The organism is Terrabacter koreensis (assembly GCF_054783315.1).
Window position 1 is genome coordinate 300,200 of sequence record NZ_BAAGQU010000002.1, and the last position, 15,003, is coordinate 315,202.

Consider the following 15,003-nt stretch of genomic DNA (forward strand, 5'->3'; position numbering starts at 1 on the left):
GCGGCATGGGTTCGTGGTGGCTCGAGGTCATCGGCTGGATCGGGTCTGCGGTGCTCGTCTGGTCGCTGCTGCAGACGCAGCTGCACCGGCTGCGCGTCATCAACCTCGTCGGCTGCATCGTCCTCATCGGCTACAACACGGTCAACCACGTCTGGCCGATGGTGGGGCTCAACGTCGTCCTCGCCGCCATCAACGTCTTCTACCTCGCCCGGATGTCGCGCGAGAAGCACGACGCCGGCGCCTTCGAGGTGCTCCAGGTCGCAGGCGACGACACCTACCTGCGCCACGTCCTGCGGGTCCACGAGGCTGACATCCGCCGCTTCAACCCCGAGTTTGTCTACGACCCCTTCTCCGGCGACGTCAGCTACCTCGTGCTCAAGGGCGACGAGACCGTCGGTGTCGTCATCGGCCGCGACGCGGGCAACGGCACCGCGCAGCTGCTCCTCGACTGGGTGACCCCGCGCTACCGCGACCTGTCGCCGGGTGAGTTCATCCTCGGCAAGGAGGGACTGCTGCGGCAGCGCGGCTACCGGCGATTCCTGCCGCCCCCGGGGATGGTCGAGCCCTACTACTCCGGCCTCGGCCTGCGACGCGACGGCGACGCGTACGTGCTCTGACGGCCCGCGCCCGGCAGCGGGGTGATCCGCCGCACGACCGGCAGCCGGGCGGGTTCGCTGTGCCTACGCTGGAGGGAGGGAGCCGCGTGGAACGCGCGCGGCGGCCCGAGAAGGACTGGTGACGACCATGACCGCGAACCAGCTTCCGGTCGAACCCACCTCCGGCACGCCCGACCCCACGGTCGACAGCTCCGCCGAGACCCCCGTCGCCGAGGGGGACCTGCGTGGCAGAGCGCTCGACCGGCTCAAGAAGAAGGCCGACTTCCGGGCGCACCTGCTGATCTACTGCCTCGTCAACGCGGTGGTGGTCGTCGTGTGGGCCATGACGACCCACGGCTTCTTCTGGCCGGTCTTCGTGCTCGCCGGATGGGGGATCGGCCTCGTCGCCAACTTCTACGAGGTCTACGTGCGCGAGGAGCCGACCGAGGCGCAGGTGGCGGCGGAGATCGAGCGGCTGCGTCGCCGCTGAGGCCGGCGCGTCAGAGGACGCGCTGGCACTTGCTCATGAAGCGGTCAGGATCGACGACCGCGCGGTGGATCTCGCCCTTGGCGAGCTCCTCGCCCTCCGGGTCGGTGACGGTGACGTGACAGACGAGGCGCCGGCCGTCGTTGATGGGCTCGGCGCAGTGCACCGTCACCTCGGAGCCGACCGGGCTGCCCTTGACGTGCTCGATCTTGACCATCGTGCCGACGGTGGTGTGGTCGGCGTCGATGTTCTGCTTGCAGACCTGGAAGGCCGCGTTCTCGCACCACGTGATGAGGCGAGGGGTGGCGAGGACGTCGAGGTCACCGCTGCCGACCTGGGCAGCAGTGTCGTCGGCCGAGACGGTGTGCTGGAACTTGCGCATGGGCATTGGTCGAGTCTGGCAGAGAACGACTCGTCTGCCGATTCGTCTCGACAGGTGGTGAACCCGCGCCGCGTGTCCGTGAGGCGGGAGCGGCCGAAGGCTGGGAGCGTTGCCCCGTGACGACACACCTCTGGGTCCTCGGCGTGGCGCTCGCCGTGACCGCAGTGACGAACTGGCGCTCGGTGCTGCGCGGCGAGCAGGTCGTCGAGCGGGTGACGAAGCCGCTCGTCGTCGTGCTGCTCATGGCCGTCGCCTGGTCGCTCCACTGGGAGGGACGGGTGCCGGGCTCGCCCGAGCTGCTCCCGGTCGTGGTGGCGCTCGCCCTCTGCCTCGTCGGCGACGTGGCGCTCCTCGACTCGACCGAGACCCGGTTCCTCGTGGGGCTCGGGGCGTTCCTGCTCGCCCACGTCGCCTACATCTGGGCGATCGTCGGGATGGCTCCCGCCGGCGGCTTCCCGTGGCTGCTCGTCGTCGCAGCCCCCGCGGTGGTGCTGCTGCACGCGAAGGTGGGGCGCGACATCGTGCGCCACTCCGGCGAGCAGAAGGTGCCGGTGCTCGTCTACCAGCTCGTCCTCAGTGCTCTGCTCCTCGTCGCCGCGTGGAGCGGGGACTGGCTGCTGCTCCTCGGGTGCGCCGTCTTCGTCACCTCCGACGCCGTCCTGGGACACGACCGGTTCGTGCAGGCGCGCCGCTGGGCGCCGGTGACGGTCATCGTCACCTACCACCTGGCCCAGGCCCTCATCGTCGTCGCGCTCTTCCGCTAGACGCACCGACCGGAGCCCATGGAGGTTTGCCGTTGCCCCGGCGACCACAAACCTCCACGCGGGCGCGTCTACGGCTGCGCTAACCTTGGGCGCATGGCTGGCCTGCTGCTCCTTCCGCAGCCGCGTTGACGAAGGTCGGGACTCCCGACATCAACGCGGCTTCCCCTCCTGTGCGAGGGGTTTTCTTTTGCCCGACGAGCAGCGACGAGAGAGACGACATGAGCGAGCAGACGAACGAGACTCCCTACCGCTACACGGCCGCGATGGCTCAGCGGATCGAGACGGCCTGGCAGGACCGCTGGGAGGAGGAGGGCACGTTCAACGCCCCCAACCCGGCCGGTCCGTGGGCCGAGCCCGAAAAGGTCGCCGCGCGCGGCGAGAAGCTCATCGTGCTCGACATGTTCCCCTACCCGAGCGGCGTCGGCCTGCACGTCGGCCACCCGCTCGGCTACATCGCGACCGACGTCTACAGCCGGTTCCACCGGATGCTCGGCAAGAACGTCCTGCACGCCCTCGGCTACGACGCCTTCGGCCTGCCGGCCGAGCAGTACGCCGTCCAGACCGGGCAGCACCCTCGGAAGACCACCGAGGAGAACATGACCAACATGAAGCGCCAGCTGCGCCGCCTCGGGCTGGGCTTCGACAACCGGCGCACCTTCGCGACGATCGACGACGAGTACTACAAGTGGACCCAGTGGATCTTCCTGCAGATCTGGGACGCGTGGTACGACGCCGACGCGGTGCGCGAGGACGGCGGCAAGGGCAGGGCCCGCCCCATCAGCGAGCTGGTCGAGGACTTCGCATCGGGCCGTCGCGCCGTCGATGACGCCGAGGGCCGTGGGTGGGCCGACCTGTCCGCCACCGAGCAGGCGAAGGTGCTCGAGGGGTACCGCCTGGCCTACACGTCCGAGGCGCCGGTCAACTGGTGCCCCGGGCTCGGCACGGTGCTCTCCAACGAGGAGGTCACGAACGAGGGGCGTTCCGAGCGCGGCAACTACCCCGTCTTCCGCCGCAACCTCAGCCAGTGGAAGATGCGGATCACCGCGTACGCCGACCGCCTGGCCGACGACCTCGACGGCGTCGACTGGCCCGAGAAGGTCAAGCTCATGCAGCGCAACTGGATCGGCCGGTCCAAGGGCGCGCGCGTCACCTTCCCCGCCGTGACCACATCGGGCGAGGAGGCGGGCATCGACGTCTTCACGACCCGCCCCGACACGATCTTCGGCGCGACGTTCATGGTCATCGCCCCCGAGCACCCGCTGGTCGACGTCCTGGTGCCACAGGGCTCCTGGCCCGAGGGGACCAAGGAGGCCTGGAAGGGGACGGACGAGGGCGCGAGCGCGACCCCGAAGGAGGCCGTGGCGGCATACCAGCTCGCCGCGTCGCGCAAGGGTGACGTCGAGCGCCAGACCGAGGGCAAGGACAAGACCGGCGTCTTCACCGGCTCGTGGGCCACGAATCCCGTTACCGGAGAGCGCATCCCGGTGTTCGTCGCCGACTACGTGCTGATGGGCTACGGCACCGGCGCGATCATGGCCGTGCCGGGCCAGGACACGCGCGACTGGGAGTACGCCGAGAAGTTCGACCTGCCGATCGTCCGCACCGTGCAGCCGGCCGAGGGTCACCCCGAGGACGAGCCGTTCCTCGGCGACGGCGTCGCGATCAACTCGAGCAACGACCTCGTCTCGCTCGACGGCCTGCACGTCGCCGACGCAAAGGCGCGCATCATCGAGGTGCTCGAGGCCAGGGGCATCGGCGAGGGCACCATCAGCTACCGCATCCGCGACTGGCTCTTCAGCCGCCAGCGCTACTGGGGCGAGCCGTTCCCGATCATGTTCGACGAGGACGGCGTCGCGTATGCCGTGCCCGACGACGAGCTGCCGCTGACGCTTCCCGACGTGCCCGACTACAGCCCGAAGACGTTCGAGCCCGACGACGCCCAGAGCAGCCCCGAGCCGCCCCTGTCGCGCGTGCCCGAGTGGGTCGAGGTCGAGAAGGACCTCGGCGACGGACGCGGCCTGCGGAAGTTCCGCCGCGAGACGAACACGATGCCCAACTGGGCCGGCTCGTGCTGGTACTACCTGCGCTACCTCGACCCCGCGAACCACGACGAGTTCGTCGACCCGGCCAACGAGGCCTACTGGTTGGGCCGCCACGACGAGCCGGTCGACGGCGCGCCCACGGGTACGCGTGACCCGGGCGGCGTCGACCTCTACGTCGGCGGTGTCGAGCACGCCGTGCTGCACCTGCTCTACGCCCGCTTCTGGCACAAGGTGCTCTACGACCTCGGCCACGTGCGCAGCGAGGAGCCGTTCCGGAAGTACTTCTCGCAGGGCTACATCCAGGCGTACGCCTACACCGACAGCCGCGGACAGTACGTCCCGGCCGCCGAGGTCGAGGAGACGCCCGGCGCGCACGGTGCGGAGCCGACCTTCACGTGGGAGGGCCAGCAGGTCAACCGCGAGTACGGCAAGATCGGCAAGTCGCTCAAGAACTCCGTGAGCCCCGACGAGATGTACGACGCCTACGGCGCCGACACCTTCCGCGTCTACGAGATGTCGATGGGCCCGCTCGAGCTGAGCAAGCCCTGGGAGATCAGGGCGGTCGTCGGGTCGCAGCGGTTCCTGCAGCGCCTGTGGCGCAACGTCGTCGACGAGGCCACCGGTGACGTGCGCGTCGCCGACGTCGAGGTCGACCAGGCACTGACGACCCAGCTGCACCAGACGATCGCCGGCGTGCGCGAGGACTTCGAGGGGCTGCGGTTCAACACTGCCATCGCCAAGCTCATCGAGCTCAACAACGCAGTGACGAAGCTCGACGTGCCGCCCCGCGAGGTCGTCGAGGCGATGGTGCTCATGCTCGCCCCCGTCGCCCCGCACATCGCGGAGGAGATGTGGCAGCGCCTCGGCCACGAGGGTGGGGTGGCGTATGCCGCCTTCCCCGTGAGCGACCCCGCCAAGATCGTGGAGGAGCAGGTCACCTGCGTCATCCAGATCAAGGGCAAGGTGCGCGACCGGGTCGAGGTCAGCCCCGACATCTCCGAGGACGACCTGCGCGAGCTGGCGCTCGGCCGCGACAAGGTCAAGGCGGCGACCGGGGCCGGCGTGCGCACGGTCATCGTCCGCGCCCCCAAGCTCGTCAACGTCGTCCCCCTCTGACGTCGTCCCCTTCCCCGATCGAGAGAACGCTCCGTGACGAACGGAGCGTTCTCTCGATCGACGGCTCTCTCGATCGAGGCCCGACGAGGCGCGGGCTGCCGCGTGCGCGGGAGCGGCGCCGCTAGGTTGGGACCAGCCAACGGGCCGACCCGCGGAAGGAGCGCGCCGTGACCACGCGCATCGTCACCGACTCGACGGCATACCTGCCCCCTGACGCCATCGAGCAGCACGACATCGAGGTCGTGCCGCTGCACGTCGTCGTGGGCGGCCGCGACCACGTCGAGGGGCGTGACATCACGGCCCAGCAGGTCGCGGCAGCGCTGCGCGACTACACGATCGTCACGACCTCGCGGCCGACCCCGCAGGTCTTCGCCGAGACCTACCAGCGGCTTGCCGACGACGGCGCGACCGCCATCGTCTCGGTCCACCTGTCGTCGCAGATGTCGGGCACCGTCGAGGCCGCCCGGCTCGCTGCGGCCGAGGCACCCGTCCCCGTCGAGGTCGTCGACAGCGAGACGATCGGCATGGCGATGGGTTACGCAGTCATCGCGGCGGCAGAGGCTGCAGCCGAAGGAGCCGACGTGCCAACGGTTCTCGAGGTGATCAACACGCGGCTGAAGCCGTCCGGCGTGCTCTTCTACGTCGACACGCTAGAGCACCTGCGACGGGGCGGGCGCATCGGTGCCGCCTCGGCGCTGCTCGGGTCGGCCCTCTCGATCAAGCCGATCCTCGCCGTGCGCGGTGGCCGCATCGTCCCTGTGGAGAAGGTGCGCACCTCGTCGCGGGCCGTCGCCCGCATCGAGGCCATGGTCGTCGAGCACGTCGAGAAGGGCGGCACCGTCGCCGACATCGCGGTGCACCACCTCGACGCCGCAGCGCGAGCCGACCAGATCGCCGCGGAGCTGCGCGAGCTGGTGCCGGGCTCACCGAAGGTCGTCGTCGTCGAGCTCGGTGCGGTCGTGGGGGCGCACGTGGGGCCCGGTACGGTGGCCATCGCCGTGTCGCCGCGGCCGGGCGAGGCCCTGCCCGAGCAGAGCGTCACTGCTGACGGGCACGCCGGGTCGTGAGCGCCGGCACCGTGCTCGCTTGGGCCGGGGTGGTCGTCGTGGCCTTCCTCGTCGGCTCGTTCAACCCGGCGACGATGATCGCGCGGCTCCTCGGCAAGGACCTCGCCTCGTCCGGCTCCGGCAACCCGGGGGCCACGAACGCCGGCCGCGTGCTGGGGCGCAAGTGGGGTGTCGTCGTCGGCGTGCTCGACGTGCTCAAGGGCCTCGTGCCGGCGTTCGTCGCCGGTCACTGGTTCGGTGGGGCGCAGGCCGCGTACGCCGCCGGCATCGCCGCCGTGCTCGGCCACATCTGGTCGCCCTACCTCAAGGGACGGGGTGGCAAGGGCGTCGCCACGACGCTCGGCGCCCTGCTGGGCGTGCACCCGTGGGTCGCGCTCGTCGTGGTCGTGGTCTTCGGCGTCGGTGTCGCCCTGACGCGCTGGGTGGCGGCGGGGTCGATCTTCGGGTCGCTCGCGATGCTCGCGGTCGCCGTCGTCATCTGGACCGGGCACGCGCCCGGTGACATCTGGACCGGGCTGTGGCTCACGGCGATCGGGCTGGTCGTGCTCGCCCGCCACAAGAACAACGTCGTCGGCTGGTGGCGTCAGCGGCACCTCACCGACGAGACCTGAGGAGCGCCCCGAGAGCGGCCCGGGTGCTGGCCGCCCTCGGCTCGCCGAGCTGCTCGCGGATGGCCAGAGACGCGGTGAACGCCTCGACCGCGTCGTCGGTGCGCCCCTCGTCCACGAGGAACCGGCCGAGGTGGTGCAGCGCGTAGTGCTCGAGCTCGCGGTCCGCGCCGGTGCGCGCCGCGGCCAGCGCCTCCTCGAAGTGGGGCTCGGACTCGGCGGCGAGGCCGGCGTAGTGCTCGGCCGTGGCGAGCGCGAGCAGGGCCCAGCCGAGGCTCTCGGCGCGGCCGGCGTCGCGGGCGAGCTGCACGGCGGGTCCGGCCAGGGCGACCGCCTCGCGCTCGTGGCCGGCGACGGTGAGCGCCTCGGCCAGGTCGACCGTGGCGTCCAGCAGGTCGGGAGCCCCGGGCTCCGTGAGGTCTGCGGCGACGGCCGCCGTGAGCGCGTCGCGGGCCTCGGTCAGGGCCTGCGCATTCTCCTCCGGCGTGCGGGTGAAGCGCCCGAAGTGGGGGCGCCCGACGACGAACTGCCTGTCGCTCATGCCCGCACGCTACCGGTGCGGGCCACGCGCCCCCGCCCGACGGCATACGCCCCGGTGGGTCAGAAGACGATGGTGCGTCGGCCAGAGAGGAAGACGCGCGACTCGGCGTGGTCGCGCACCGCGCGCGACAGCACCCGCCGCTCGACGTCGCGCCCGAGCGCGACGAGCCGCGAGGGCGTCTCGGCGTGCGTCACGCGCACGACGTCCTGCTCGATGATCGGGCCCTCGTCGAGGTCGGCCGTGACGTAGTGCGCGGAGGCACCGATGAGCTTGACGCCCCGGTCGTGCGCCTGGTGGTAGGGCTTTGCGCCCTTGAAGCCGGGCAGGAACGAGTGGTGGATGTTGATCGCCCGGCCCTCGAGCGCGCGGCACAGCGAGTCACTGAGGATCTGCATGTAGCGGGCGAGCACGACGAGGCCGACGTCGTTCGCGTCGACCATGCGCAGCAGCTCGGCCTCGGCGTCCGCCTTCGTCTCGGGCGTCACGGGGATGACCGTGAACGGCAGGCCGTAGTACTCGACGAGTGCGCGGCAGTCCTCGTGGTTCGAGACGACGCCGACGATGTCGATGGGCAGGTCGCCGGACTTCCAGCGGTAGAGCAGGTCGAGCAGGCAGTGGTCGAACTTGCTGACGAGGATGATGGTGCGGCAGTGCTCGTCCTCGGGCCGCACGGCGAGGTGCTGGTGGGCGATGGCGGGGCTCTCGCGGATCGCCTCGAGCACCTGCTCGACGTCGGCGGCCGAGGCGTCGAAGACGGTGCGCATGAAGAAGAGGTCGGTGTCCTCGTCGGAGTACTGCTGGTTCTCGACGATGTTCGCCTCGACCTGCAGGAGCGCTCCGGAGACAGCCGCCACGATGCCGGGTCGGTCGTCGCAGGTGAGGGTCATGATGTGGCGGGCCATTCGGAGATTCTGGCCCAGCGGGCGGCGCAGGCGTGAATCGACGCGCGGGGTGTCTCGGGCTGTGGCCGTCCACACCCCCTCGGCCGCTGTCGGCGTTGTCCCCAGCGGCCTGGTGGGTCGGGTCGTCGGGGTGGTGGGCTTCCTACCGTCGACGTATGCCGTTCCGCCCCTCCCAGCGACCGCCTGACCTCGAGCGCGCCGCCCGGGTCCTCGGGGCCGGTCGTCACGGCAGGGACGAGGGCGCCGGGTTGCGGGAGCCGGTCGGCGGACTCGACCCGGATGCTCCCGCTGGGCGGGAGCGACCCGATGTCGACACTGGCTGGGTGCCCCGTCCTCCGGGTGGTACCGAAGCCACGTCCGTGGCGACGCGCTCCGGCTCCGGGTCGGCGAAGGCGGTGGGGGAGGCCGTCCGCCGCCTCACGGCGCGGGCGACCGACGACGAGGTGTCACGTCTCGACGCCGACCTGCGCCGGGCGCGGAGACCCGGGTTGCTGACGGTTCCCGACGAGCTGCGGTCGGGGCGGCGGGCGGTCAGCAGCGCGGCGCTCGTCTCGCTGCTGGCGCTGGTCGTCGCGGGGGGCTGCGCCTTCGTGGTGCGCGTGCTCTGGGCCGAGCGGTCCGCGGTGCCGGAGGTGGCGCCCGGTCCGTCCCGGTCGGTCCAGGTCGTCGGCGGCACCGCCGCTGCGGCCACGGTCCCGTCCACCGGAGCGGTGACGGGGGCTCCGGGTGCGGGTGCCGGTGCCGGTGCCGGTGCCGGTGCCGGTGCCGCAGGCTCAACCGCGAGCGCCGAGATCGTCGTCCACGTCGTGGGTCAGGTCCTGCGCCCGGGGCTCGTGCGCCTGAGGGCAGGCGCCCGGGTGGCCGACGCGATCAAGCAGGCAGGTGGGGCGCGGGCGGGCGCCGACCTGAGCGCCCTCAACCTGGCTCGCCCGGTCACGGACGGGGAGCAGATCCGGGTGCCTCGCCCCGGTGAGTCGGCGGCCACCGGCACGGGTGCCGGCTCCGGGGGCGGACGTGCTGGATCCGCGACCGGCGGAGGCGCAGGAGCGTCCTCCGGGGCTTCCGTGAGCCTCAACGCGGCTGACACCGCCGGCCTCGACGCGCTGCCGGGTGTCGGCCCGGTGCTGGCCCAGCGGATCATCGACTGGCGCGCCGAGCACGGTCGCTTCACGTCGGTCGACGAGCTGGGCGAGGTCAGCGGCATCGGCGACAAGCTGCTGGCGCGGCTCCGGCCGCTGGTCACGCTGTGACGGAGGAGCGGAGCCGCCGCGTGGCGAGGGAGCAGCGGCCGCGAGGGCCGTCGCTCGTCGTGCTGACCGGCCGTCCGACCGTGCGCCGGGTGCGACCGCGGTCCGCCCGCGCCCTTGACCTGCGGCTGCTCGTGCCGGTGCTCGTGGCCTGGCCGGTCGTCGCCTTCTGGGGGCTCGTCGCGTCGCCCCGGTTCGTGGCCCTGGCCGCCGTCGGGGCCGGCACCGTCGCGGTCCTCGCCCGGCGCCGCAGGACGCTGCGCGGCTGGGCGGTGACGGGCGCCGTGCTGGCACTCCTGCTGGGCGCCGCTGCCGGGCACCGCGCCGTCGCGTCCGCGGGACCCCTCGGCGCGCTGGCAGCCGAACGGGCCGTCGTGACGCTGCACGCGACGGTGGCCGCGGAGCCGCGTCCGGTGCGCACCGACCGTGGAGCGGGAGGGTCGGGCGACGGTCGGCCCGTCCTCAGCGTCGTGCGTCTGGACGTCTCCGAGGTCCGCGGCCGTGGGCACGTCACTGCGGTGGCGTCGCCGGTCCTCGTGATCGGCGGCGGCCCGGCCTGGTCGGGCCTGCGTTGGCACGACGAGATCGAGGTCGTCGCGCGACTGCAGGCGGCCGAGCCGGGCGACGACGTCGTGGCCGTGGCGGCTCCCAAGGGGCCGGTGGCGGTGGTCGCGCACGCCGGCGGCGTCTTCGCGGCGGCCGACGTCGTGCGGGAGCGGTTCCGGGCTGCCACCGATTCCCTGTGGGCAGACGCGCGCGGGCTCGTGCCGGCGCTCGTCGTGGGCGACACCTCGCACACCCCATCCGACCTGACGACCGCGATGCTCGACACCGGGCTGTCGCACCTGAGCGCGGTCTCGGGCAGCAACGTCACCTTCGTGCTGGCCGGCGTGATGTGGGTGTGCGGCCTCGTCGGGGTGCGACGGCGCTGGCGTCCGCCGGTCGCGGTCGTGGCGCTGCTCGGGTTCGTCGTGCTCGCACGGCCCGAGCCGAGCGTCGTGCGCGCAGCCGTCATGGGTCTCGTGGGCCTGCTGGCGCTGTCGAGCTCGAGGCGTCGCGCCGGCGTCCCGGCGCTCGCCGGCGCCCTCGTGGTGCTGCTCGTGTGGGACCCGTGGCTCTCCCGCTCGTACGGCTTCGCCCTGTCGAGCCTGGCGACGCTGGGCCTGCTCGTCCTCGCACCCTCCTGGGGGAGCGCGCTCGCGCGCGCGCTGCCCGGCCCGCTCAAACCGCTCGGGCCGGTCCTCGCCATCCCGGTGGCCGCGCAGGCCGTGTGCGCGCCGGTCGTCGTGCCGCTCCAGGGCAGCGTCTCGGTCGTCGCGGTGCTCGCGAACCTGCTCGCGGCACCCTTCGTGGCGCCCACGACGCTCGTCGGGGTGGCCGTGGCCATCGTGTCGGTGGTGTGGACGACCGGAGCCGCCTGGCTGGCGTGGGGCGCGGCCGTGCCCGCGCAGGCCATCGCCGGCGTTGCGCGTTGGTGCTCCGGGCTGCCGTTGGGGAGCATCACGTGGGGCGACTCGGCGGGTGCGGCGGTCCTGCTCGGCGTCATCACCGTGGTGGCCGTCGCACTCGCGCCGTGGGCCTGGCACCGTACGCGGCACCGCCCGACCGTCGCGGTCGCCGTGGTGGTCCTGACCGCCGGGATGGCGGCTCCGACGACGTCGATCTCGTGGCCGCCTCCGGGCTGGGTGCTCATCGCCTGTGACGTCGGGCAGGGCGACGGGCTGGTCGCCGACAGCGGCGGCGGACACGTGGTCGTCATCGACGCCGGTCCGGACCCCGAGCCCATGCGCCAGTGCCTCGACCGCATCGGTGCCGAGGTCGTCGACCTCGTCGTGCTCACCCACTACCACACGGACCACGTGGGCGGGCTCGCCGCGGTTCTCGAGCGTCCGGTCGCCGAGATCCGCGCCTCACCCGTGCTTGACCCGCCGGCAGAGGCACGGCGCGTCGCGCAGCTGGCCGCCGCACACCACACGCCGCTCGGGGAGCTGCGGGCAGGGCAGTCGCTCACCGTCGGCGGTGTGAGAGCCGAGGTCTGGTGGCCGGCTCGTCGCATCGACGCCGGATCGGTGCCCAACAACGGCTCGGTGGTGCTGACGATGCACGTTCGCGGCGTCAGTGTCCTGCTCGCGGGCGACATCGAGCGCGAGGCCGCCGCGCAGGTGTACCGCGAGTCCCTGCTCGATCCGGGGCGCTGGGGGAGCATCGACGTGCTCAAGGTGGCCCACCACGGCTCCAGCAACCGCGACGACCGCCTCCTCGACCAGGTCGCGGGGCGTCTGGCCGTCATCAGCGTCGGCGAGGGCAACGACTACGGCCACCCGGCACCGGCTCTCATGAACGCCCTGCAGCAGAGAGGCTTCGCCGTTCACCGCACCGACACTGAGGGTGACGTCGCCATCGTCACCGACGGCACGGAGGTGTCCGCCGTGTCGGGGTGACCGGGCGGGCTCAGGCAGGGTTCGTGGGTTCCGCGGGGTCGAGGGGCTCATCCTCCGGGCCTGCCGGGGCGCGACGCACACCGGCGTCCTCGACGAGCTCGAAGTCCTCGAAGTCGAAGCCGGGGGAGACGAGGCAACTGACCAGCGCATCCCCGTCGCCGGGCACGGTGCGCTGCCACACGCCGGCAGGCACGACCGCCTGCGCCACCTCGCCGCCCGCCAGGTCGAGCCCGACGACCGACTGCCCGGTCTTCTCGGGAGCCGCGCCCGCGCCGCCGAGCTCGAGCACCACCGAACCGGTGTGCGCGATCCACACCTCGTCCGAGGCGACCCGGTGCCACGCGGACGACTCGCCCGAAGGCAGCAGGAAGTGGATGAGGGTCGCGGTGGCCCGCGTCCGGCCGTCCGGCAGGGTCACCGTCTCGGGGGCGACCCACGTCTGCCGGTACCAGCCGCCCTCAGGGTGTGGCTGCAGGTCGAGGAGGTCGGCAAGGGGCGGGCGCATGCGCCCATCATGGCCGAGACGCGCGCCGGCTCGCGGTGGCGGCCCGCGAAGGGTCCCGGCTGTGACTCAGCGAGCCCGCTTCGGCGGCATCGGGAAGAAGCCGCTCGTTCGGCGCACATACTCCGCATACTCCGGCCGTCGGTCACCGATGTCCTTCTCCAACAGCTTCTTTCCCGTGCCGCCGTAGAGGTTCCAGACCATGACGGCGGGCGACAGGAGGGTCAGCACACCCGGCCACGCGCTCGCCGCGACGAGGAAGAGGCCCGTCCAGACGCACGCGTCACCGAAGTAGTTGGGATGGCGCGTGTAGCGCCACAGGCCGGTGTCGAGCACCTTGCCCCTGTTGGACGGCTCGTCGCGGAAGCGCGTGAGCTGCAGGTCGCCGACAGACTCGAAGAAGAAGCCGACGGCCCACACGACGACGCCGACCCAGAGCACCCACGACAGACCGTCGCTCACCACCATGGCGACCTGCACGGGCAGCGAGACGAACCACATGATGAGGCCCTGCGGCAGGTAGATGTGGAGGAGCGCGTACGCGTTGGGGCTGCCGTCCGCTCGCGCGAGCATCGCCTCGTAGCGCGGGTCCTCGCCCTTGCCGCGCGAGCGCAGGTAGATGTGCGTGGCGAGCCGCAGCCCCCATGCCGCGGTCAGCAGCAGCGCCAGCCACCGGCGCAGCGGGTCGCCCTGGCCGCCCGTGACGAGGAACGCCGTGAGCGCGATCGCGACGAACCCGAGCCCCCACGTCACGTCGATGACCGCCTGCTTGCCGACGCGCAGTGCGACCGCGAACGTGATGCCGAGCACCACGACGACCGTGAGAGCCGTCCAGAGCACCACCCCGAGAAAGCTCACGGCGTCACCAGGCCCGGACGGGCGGCATACCGCTGCGGCCGTCGGCGGTGGGCTTGACCGCGAGGATCTGGTCGACGCCCATCCGGCCCTCCTCGAAGGCGAGAGCGCCCCCGACGAGGTAGAGCCGCCACACGCGGGCGACCTCCTCGCCGACCAGGTCGACGACGCTGTCCCAGTTGGCCTCGAACGTGTCGTACCAGGCGTTCACGGTCCACACGTAGTGCTCGCGCAGCGCGTGCACGTCGCGGACCTCGAGCCCGGCCTGCTCGATGAGGTCGACGGTCTCGCCCACGGGCCGCATGTGCATGTCAGGAGCGATGAAGGCCTCGATGAACGGCCCCCCGCCCGGTCGGGTGGTGCGTGACATCTGCTGGATCAGCGCGCGCCCGCCCGGGCGCAGCAGCCGCTCGATCTGCCGGGTGAACGTCGGGTAGTTGCGCTGGCCGACGTGCTCGCCCATCTCGATGGAGCTGACGGTGTCGAACGGGCCGTCGGGCACCTCGCGGTAGTCCTGCAGGCGGATCTCGACGCGGTCCGCGAGCCCGCGCTCGCGGATGCGCTGGTCGATGAAGGCCTTCTGCTCGCTCGAGATCGTGACGCCGACGACCTGTGCGCCGAACTTCTCGGCGGCGTGCAGCGAGAGCGAGCCCCAGCCGCAGCCGATGTCGAGGTGGCGCCCCCCGGGTTCTATGCCCAGCTTGCGGCAGACGAGGTCGAGCTTGTCGCGCTGGGCGTCCTCGACGGTGTAGCCGGGTTCGGTGCTGGTCCAGTACCCGCAGGAGTACGCCATATGCGGGTCGAGGATGAGCGCGTAGAACTCGTTGGAGAGGTTGTAGTGGTGCTCGATGGCGCTGCGGTCGCGGGACTTGGTGTGCAGCCGTCCTCGCAGCCGCGCCTGCGACGCCGGGGGCTCCGGCGGCAGGCCGACCACGCCCAGGTCGAGCGCCGTCCTGATGCCGGTCCGGGCGACCGATGCGAGCGTTGTGGGGGACGGGCGTCCGTCGGCCAGCGTGCGGGCCGTGGACCACACCCGGCGGAAGCCGTCGAGCAGGTCACCGTCCACGTCGAGCTCGCCGGTGACGTACGCCTGGGCCAGGCCGAGCTCGCCGGGGTGGCGCACGAGACGCCGCAGGGCGGCGGGGTCGCGCAGCACGACCGTCGGTGCGTCGACAGGCCCCGTGACGCTGCCGTCCCACGCCCTGAGGCGCACCGGCAGCCGCCCCCCGAAGAGGGGGGAGACGACGGCCGCCACCCGGGCGGCGACAGAGTCGGGCCGAGGACGGGTCAGCGCTGCCGAGGTGGAGGAGCCGGCGTCGGGGCGGTCGTCGGTCATGGTCATCGAAGAAGGCCTCTCGTAGGGGTCGACGCACAAGGGTTCGGCGCGGGCTGCTCGTCGGATGGGTGGCGTTCGCGAAGAAGGCGGGTGCCCGGTGCCGGCGGGCGATCCTGC

General features: G+C 72.2%; 14 protein-coding genes. 8 read left to right on the top strand and 6 right to left on the bottom strand.

Annotated elements, in window-relative coordinates; translation table 11 throughout:
- Positions 1 to 5 precede the first annotated feature (5 nt).
- On the top strand, positions 6 to 617 hold the full coding sequence (locus ACYVNR_RS01795; protein ID WP_461046153.1) for a hypothetical protein: 612 nt from the start codon (positions 6 to 8) through the stop codon (positions 615 to 617).
- A 127-nt stretch (positions 618 to 744) separates the two neighbouring features.
- A complete protein-coding gene (locus ACYVNR_RS01800; protein ID WP_461046363.1) occupies positions 745 to 1,086 on the top strand; it encodes a 2TM domain-containing protein in 342 nt (113 codons plus the stop codon).
- Positions 1,087 to 1,096: 10 nt separating this feature from the next.
- Here ACYVNR_RS01800 and ACYVNR_RS01805 read toward each other — a convergent pair whose 3' ends face one another.
- Positions 1,097 to 1,471: a thioesterase, FlK family gene (locus ACYVNR_RS01805; RefSeq protein ID WP_052677197.1), complete on the bottom strand. Its 375-nt coding sequence runs from the start codon at positions 1,469 to 1,471 to the stop codon at positions 1,097 to 1,099.
- A 110-nt stretch (positions 1,472 to 1,581) separates the two neighbouring features.
- Here ACYVNR_RS01805 and ACYVNR_RS01810 point away from each other — a divergent pair, with 110 nt between their 5' ends.
- The 4 genes from ACYVNR_RS01810 (at position 1,582) to ACYVNR_RS01825 (ending at position 7,065) form a co-directional block, all read left to right on the top strand.
- Positions 1,582 to 2,229, top strand: a complete 648-nt coding sequence (locus ACYVNR_RS01810) for a lysoplasmalogenase (protein ID WP_461046155.1) — start codon at positions 1,582 to 1,584, stop codon at positions 2,227 to 2,229.
- 218 nt (positions 2,230 to 2,447) lie between these two features.
- Positions 2,448 to 5,387, top strand: coding sequence for a leucine--tRNA ligase (gene leuS / locus ACYVNR_RS01815; protein ID WP_461046157.1), 2,940 nt, complete (start codon positions 2,448 to 2,450; stop codon positions 5,385 to 5,387).
- 167 nt (positions 5,388 to 5,554) lie between these two features.
- The gene (locus tag ACYVNR_RS01820) at positions 5,555 to 6,454 is read left to right on the top strand and encodes a DegV family protein (protein ID WP_461046158.1); all 900 of its coding nucleotides are present in this window, start codon (positions 5,555 to 5,557) and stop codon (positions 6,452 to 6,454) included.
- On the top strand, positions 6,451 to 7,065 hold the full coding sequence (locus tag ACYVNR_RS01825; protein ID WP_461046160.1) for a glycerol-3-phosphate acyltransferase: 615 nt from the start codon (positions 6,451 to 6,453) through the stop codon (positions 7,063 to 7,065). The genes ACYVNR_RS01820 and ACYVNR_RS01825 overlap by 4 nt, the downstream gene beginning before the upstream one ends.
- Here ACYVNR_RS01825 and ACYVNR_RS01830 read toward each other — a convergent pair.
- Complete coding sequence (locus ACYVNR_RS01830) at positions 7,049 to 7,603, bottom strand: hypothetical protein (RefSeq protein ID WP_461046162.1); 555 nt, start codon at positions 7,601 to 7,603, stop codon at positions 7,049 to 7,051. The two genes, ACYVNR_RS01825 and ACYVNR_RS01830, sit on opposite strands and share 17 nt — an antisense overlap.
- Before the next feature lie 59 nt (positions 7,604 to 7,662).
- The gene (gene purU / locus ACYVNR_RS01835; RefSeq protein ID WP_045190043.1) at positions 7,663 to 8,505 is read right to left on the bottom strand and encodes a formyltetrahydrofolate deformylase; all 843 of its coding nucleotides are present in this window, start codon (positions 8,503 to 8,505) and stop codon (positions 7,663 to 7,665) included.
- Positions 8,506 to 8,864: 359 nt separating this feature from the next.
- Between purU and ACYVNR_RS01840 the strand changes: the two genes are divergently transcribed.
- Together ACYVNR_RS01840 and ACYVNR_RS01845 are read left to right on the top strand one after the other, a co-directional pair.
- Positions 8,865 to 9,755 carry a helix-hairpin-helix domain-containing protein gene (locus tag ACYVNR_RS01840; RefSeq protein WP_461046164.1) on the top strand — a complete coding sequence of 297 codons (891 nt, stop codon included), beginning with the start codon at positions 8,865 to 8,867 and terminating at the stop codon, positions 9,753 to 9,755.
- Positions 9,756 to 9,775: 20 nt separating this feature from the next.
- Positions 9,776 to 12,193 carry a ComEC/Rec2 family competence protein gene (locus tag ACYVNR_RS01845; protein WP_461046166.1) on the top strand — a complete coding sequence of 806 codons (2,418 nt, stop codon included), beginning with the start codon at positions 9,776 to 9,778 and terminating at the stop codon, positions 12,191 to 12,193.
- A gap of 10 nt (positions 12,194 to 12,203) precedes the next feature.
- Here the strand turns inward: ACYVNR_RS01845 and ACYVNR_RS01850 are convergent, their stop codons facing one another.
- The 3 genes from ACYVNR_RS01850 to ACYVNR_RS01860 form a co-directional block, all read right to left on the bottom strand.
- Positions 12,204 to 12,698, bottom strand: a complete 495-nt coding sequence (locus ACYVNR_RS01850) for a cupin domain-containing protein (protein ID WP_458800878.1) — start codon at positions 12,696 to 12,698, stop codon at positions 12,204 to 12,206.
- A 66-nt stretch (positions 12,699 to 12,764) separates the two neighbouring features.
- Entirely contained in the window at positions 12,765 to 13,553 is a 789-nt protein-coding gene (locus ACYVNR_RS01855) for a DUF1295 domain-containing protein (RefSeq protein ID WP_461046169.1), read from the bottom strand.
- 4 nt (positions 13,554 to 13,557) lie between these two features.
- Positions 13,558 to 14,892: a class I SAM-dependent methyltransferase gene (locus ACYVNR_RS01860; RefSeq protein ID WP_461046171.1), complete on the bottom strand. Its 1,335-nt coding sequence runs from the start codon at positions 14,890 to 14,892 to the stop codon at positions 13,558 to 13,560.
- Positions 14,893 to 15,003 lie beyond the last annotated feature (111 nt).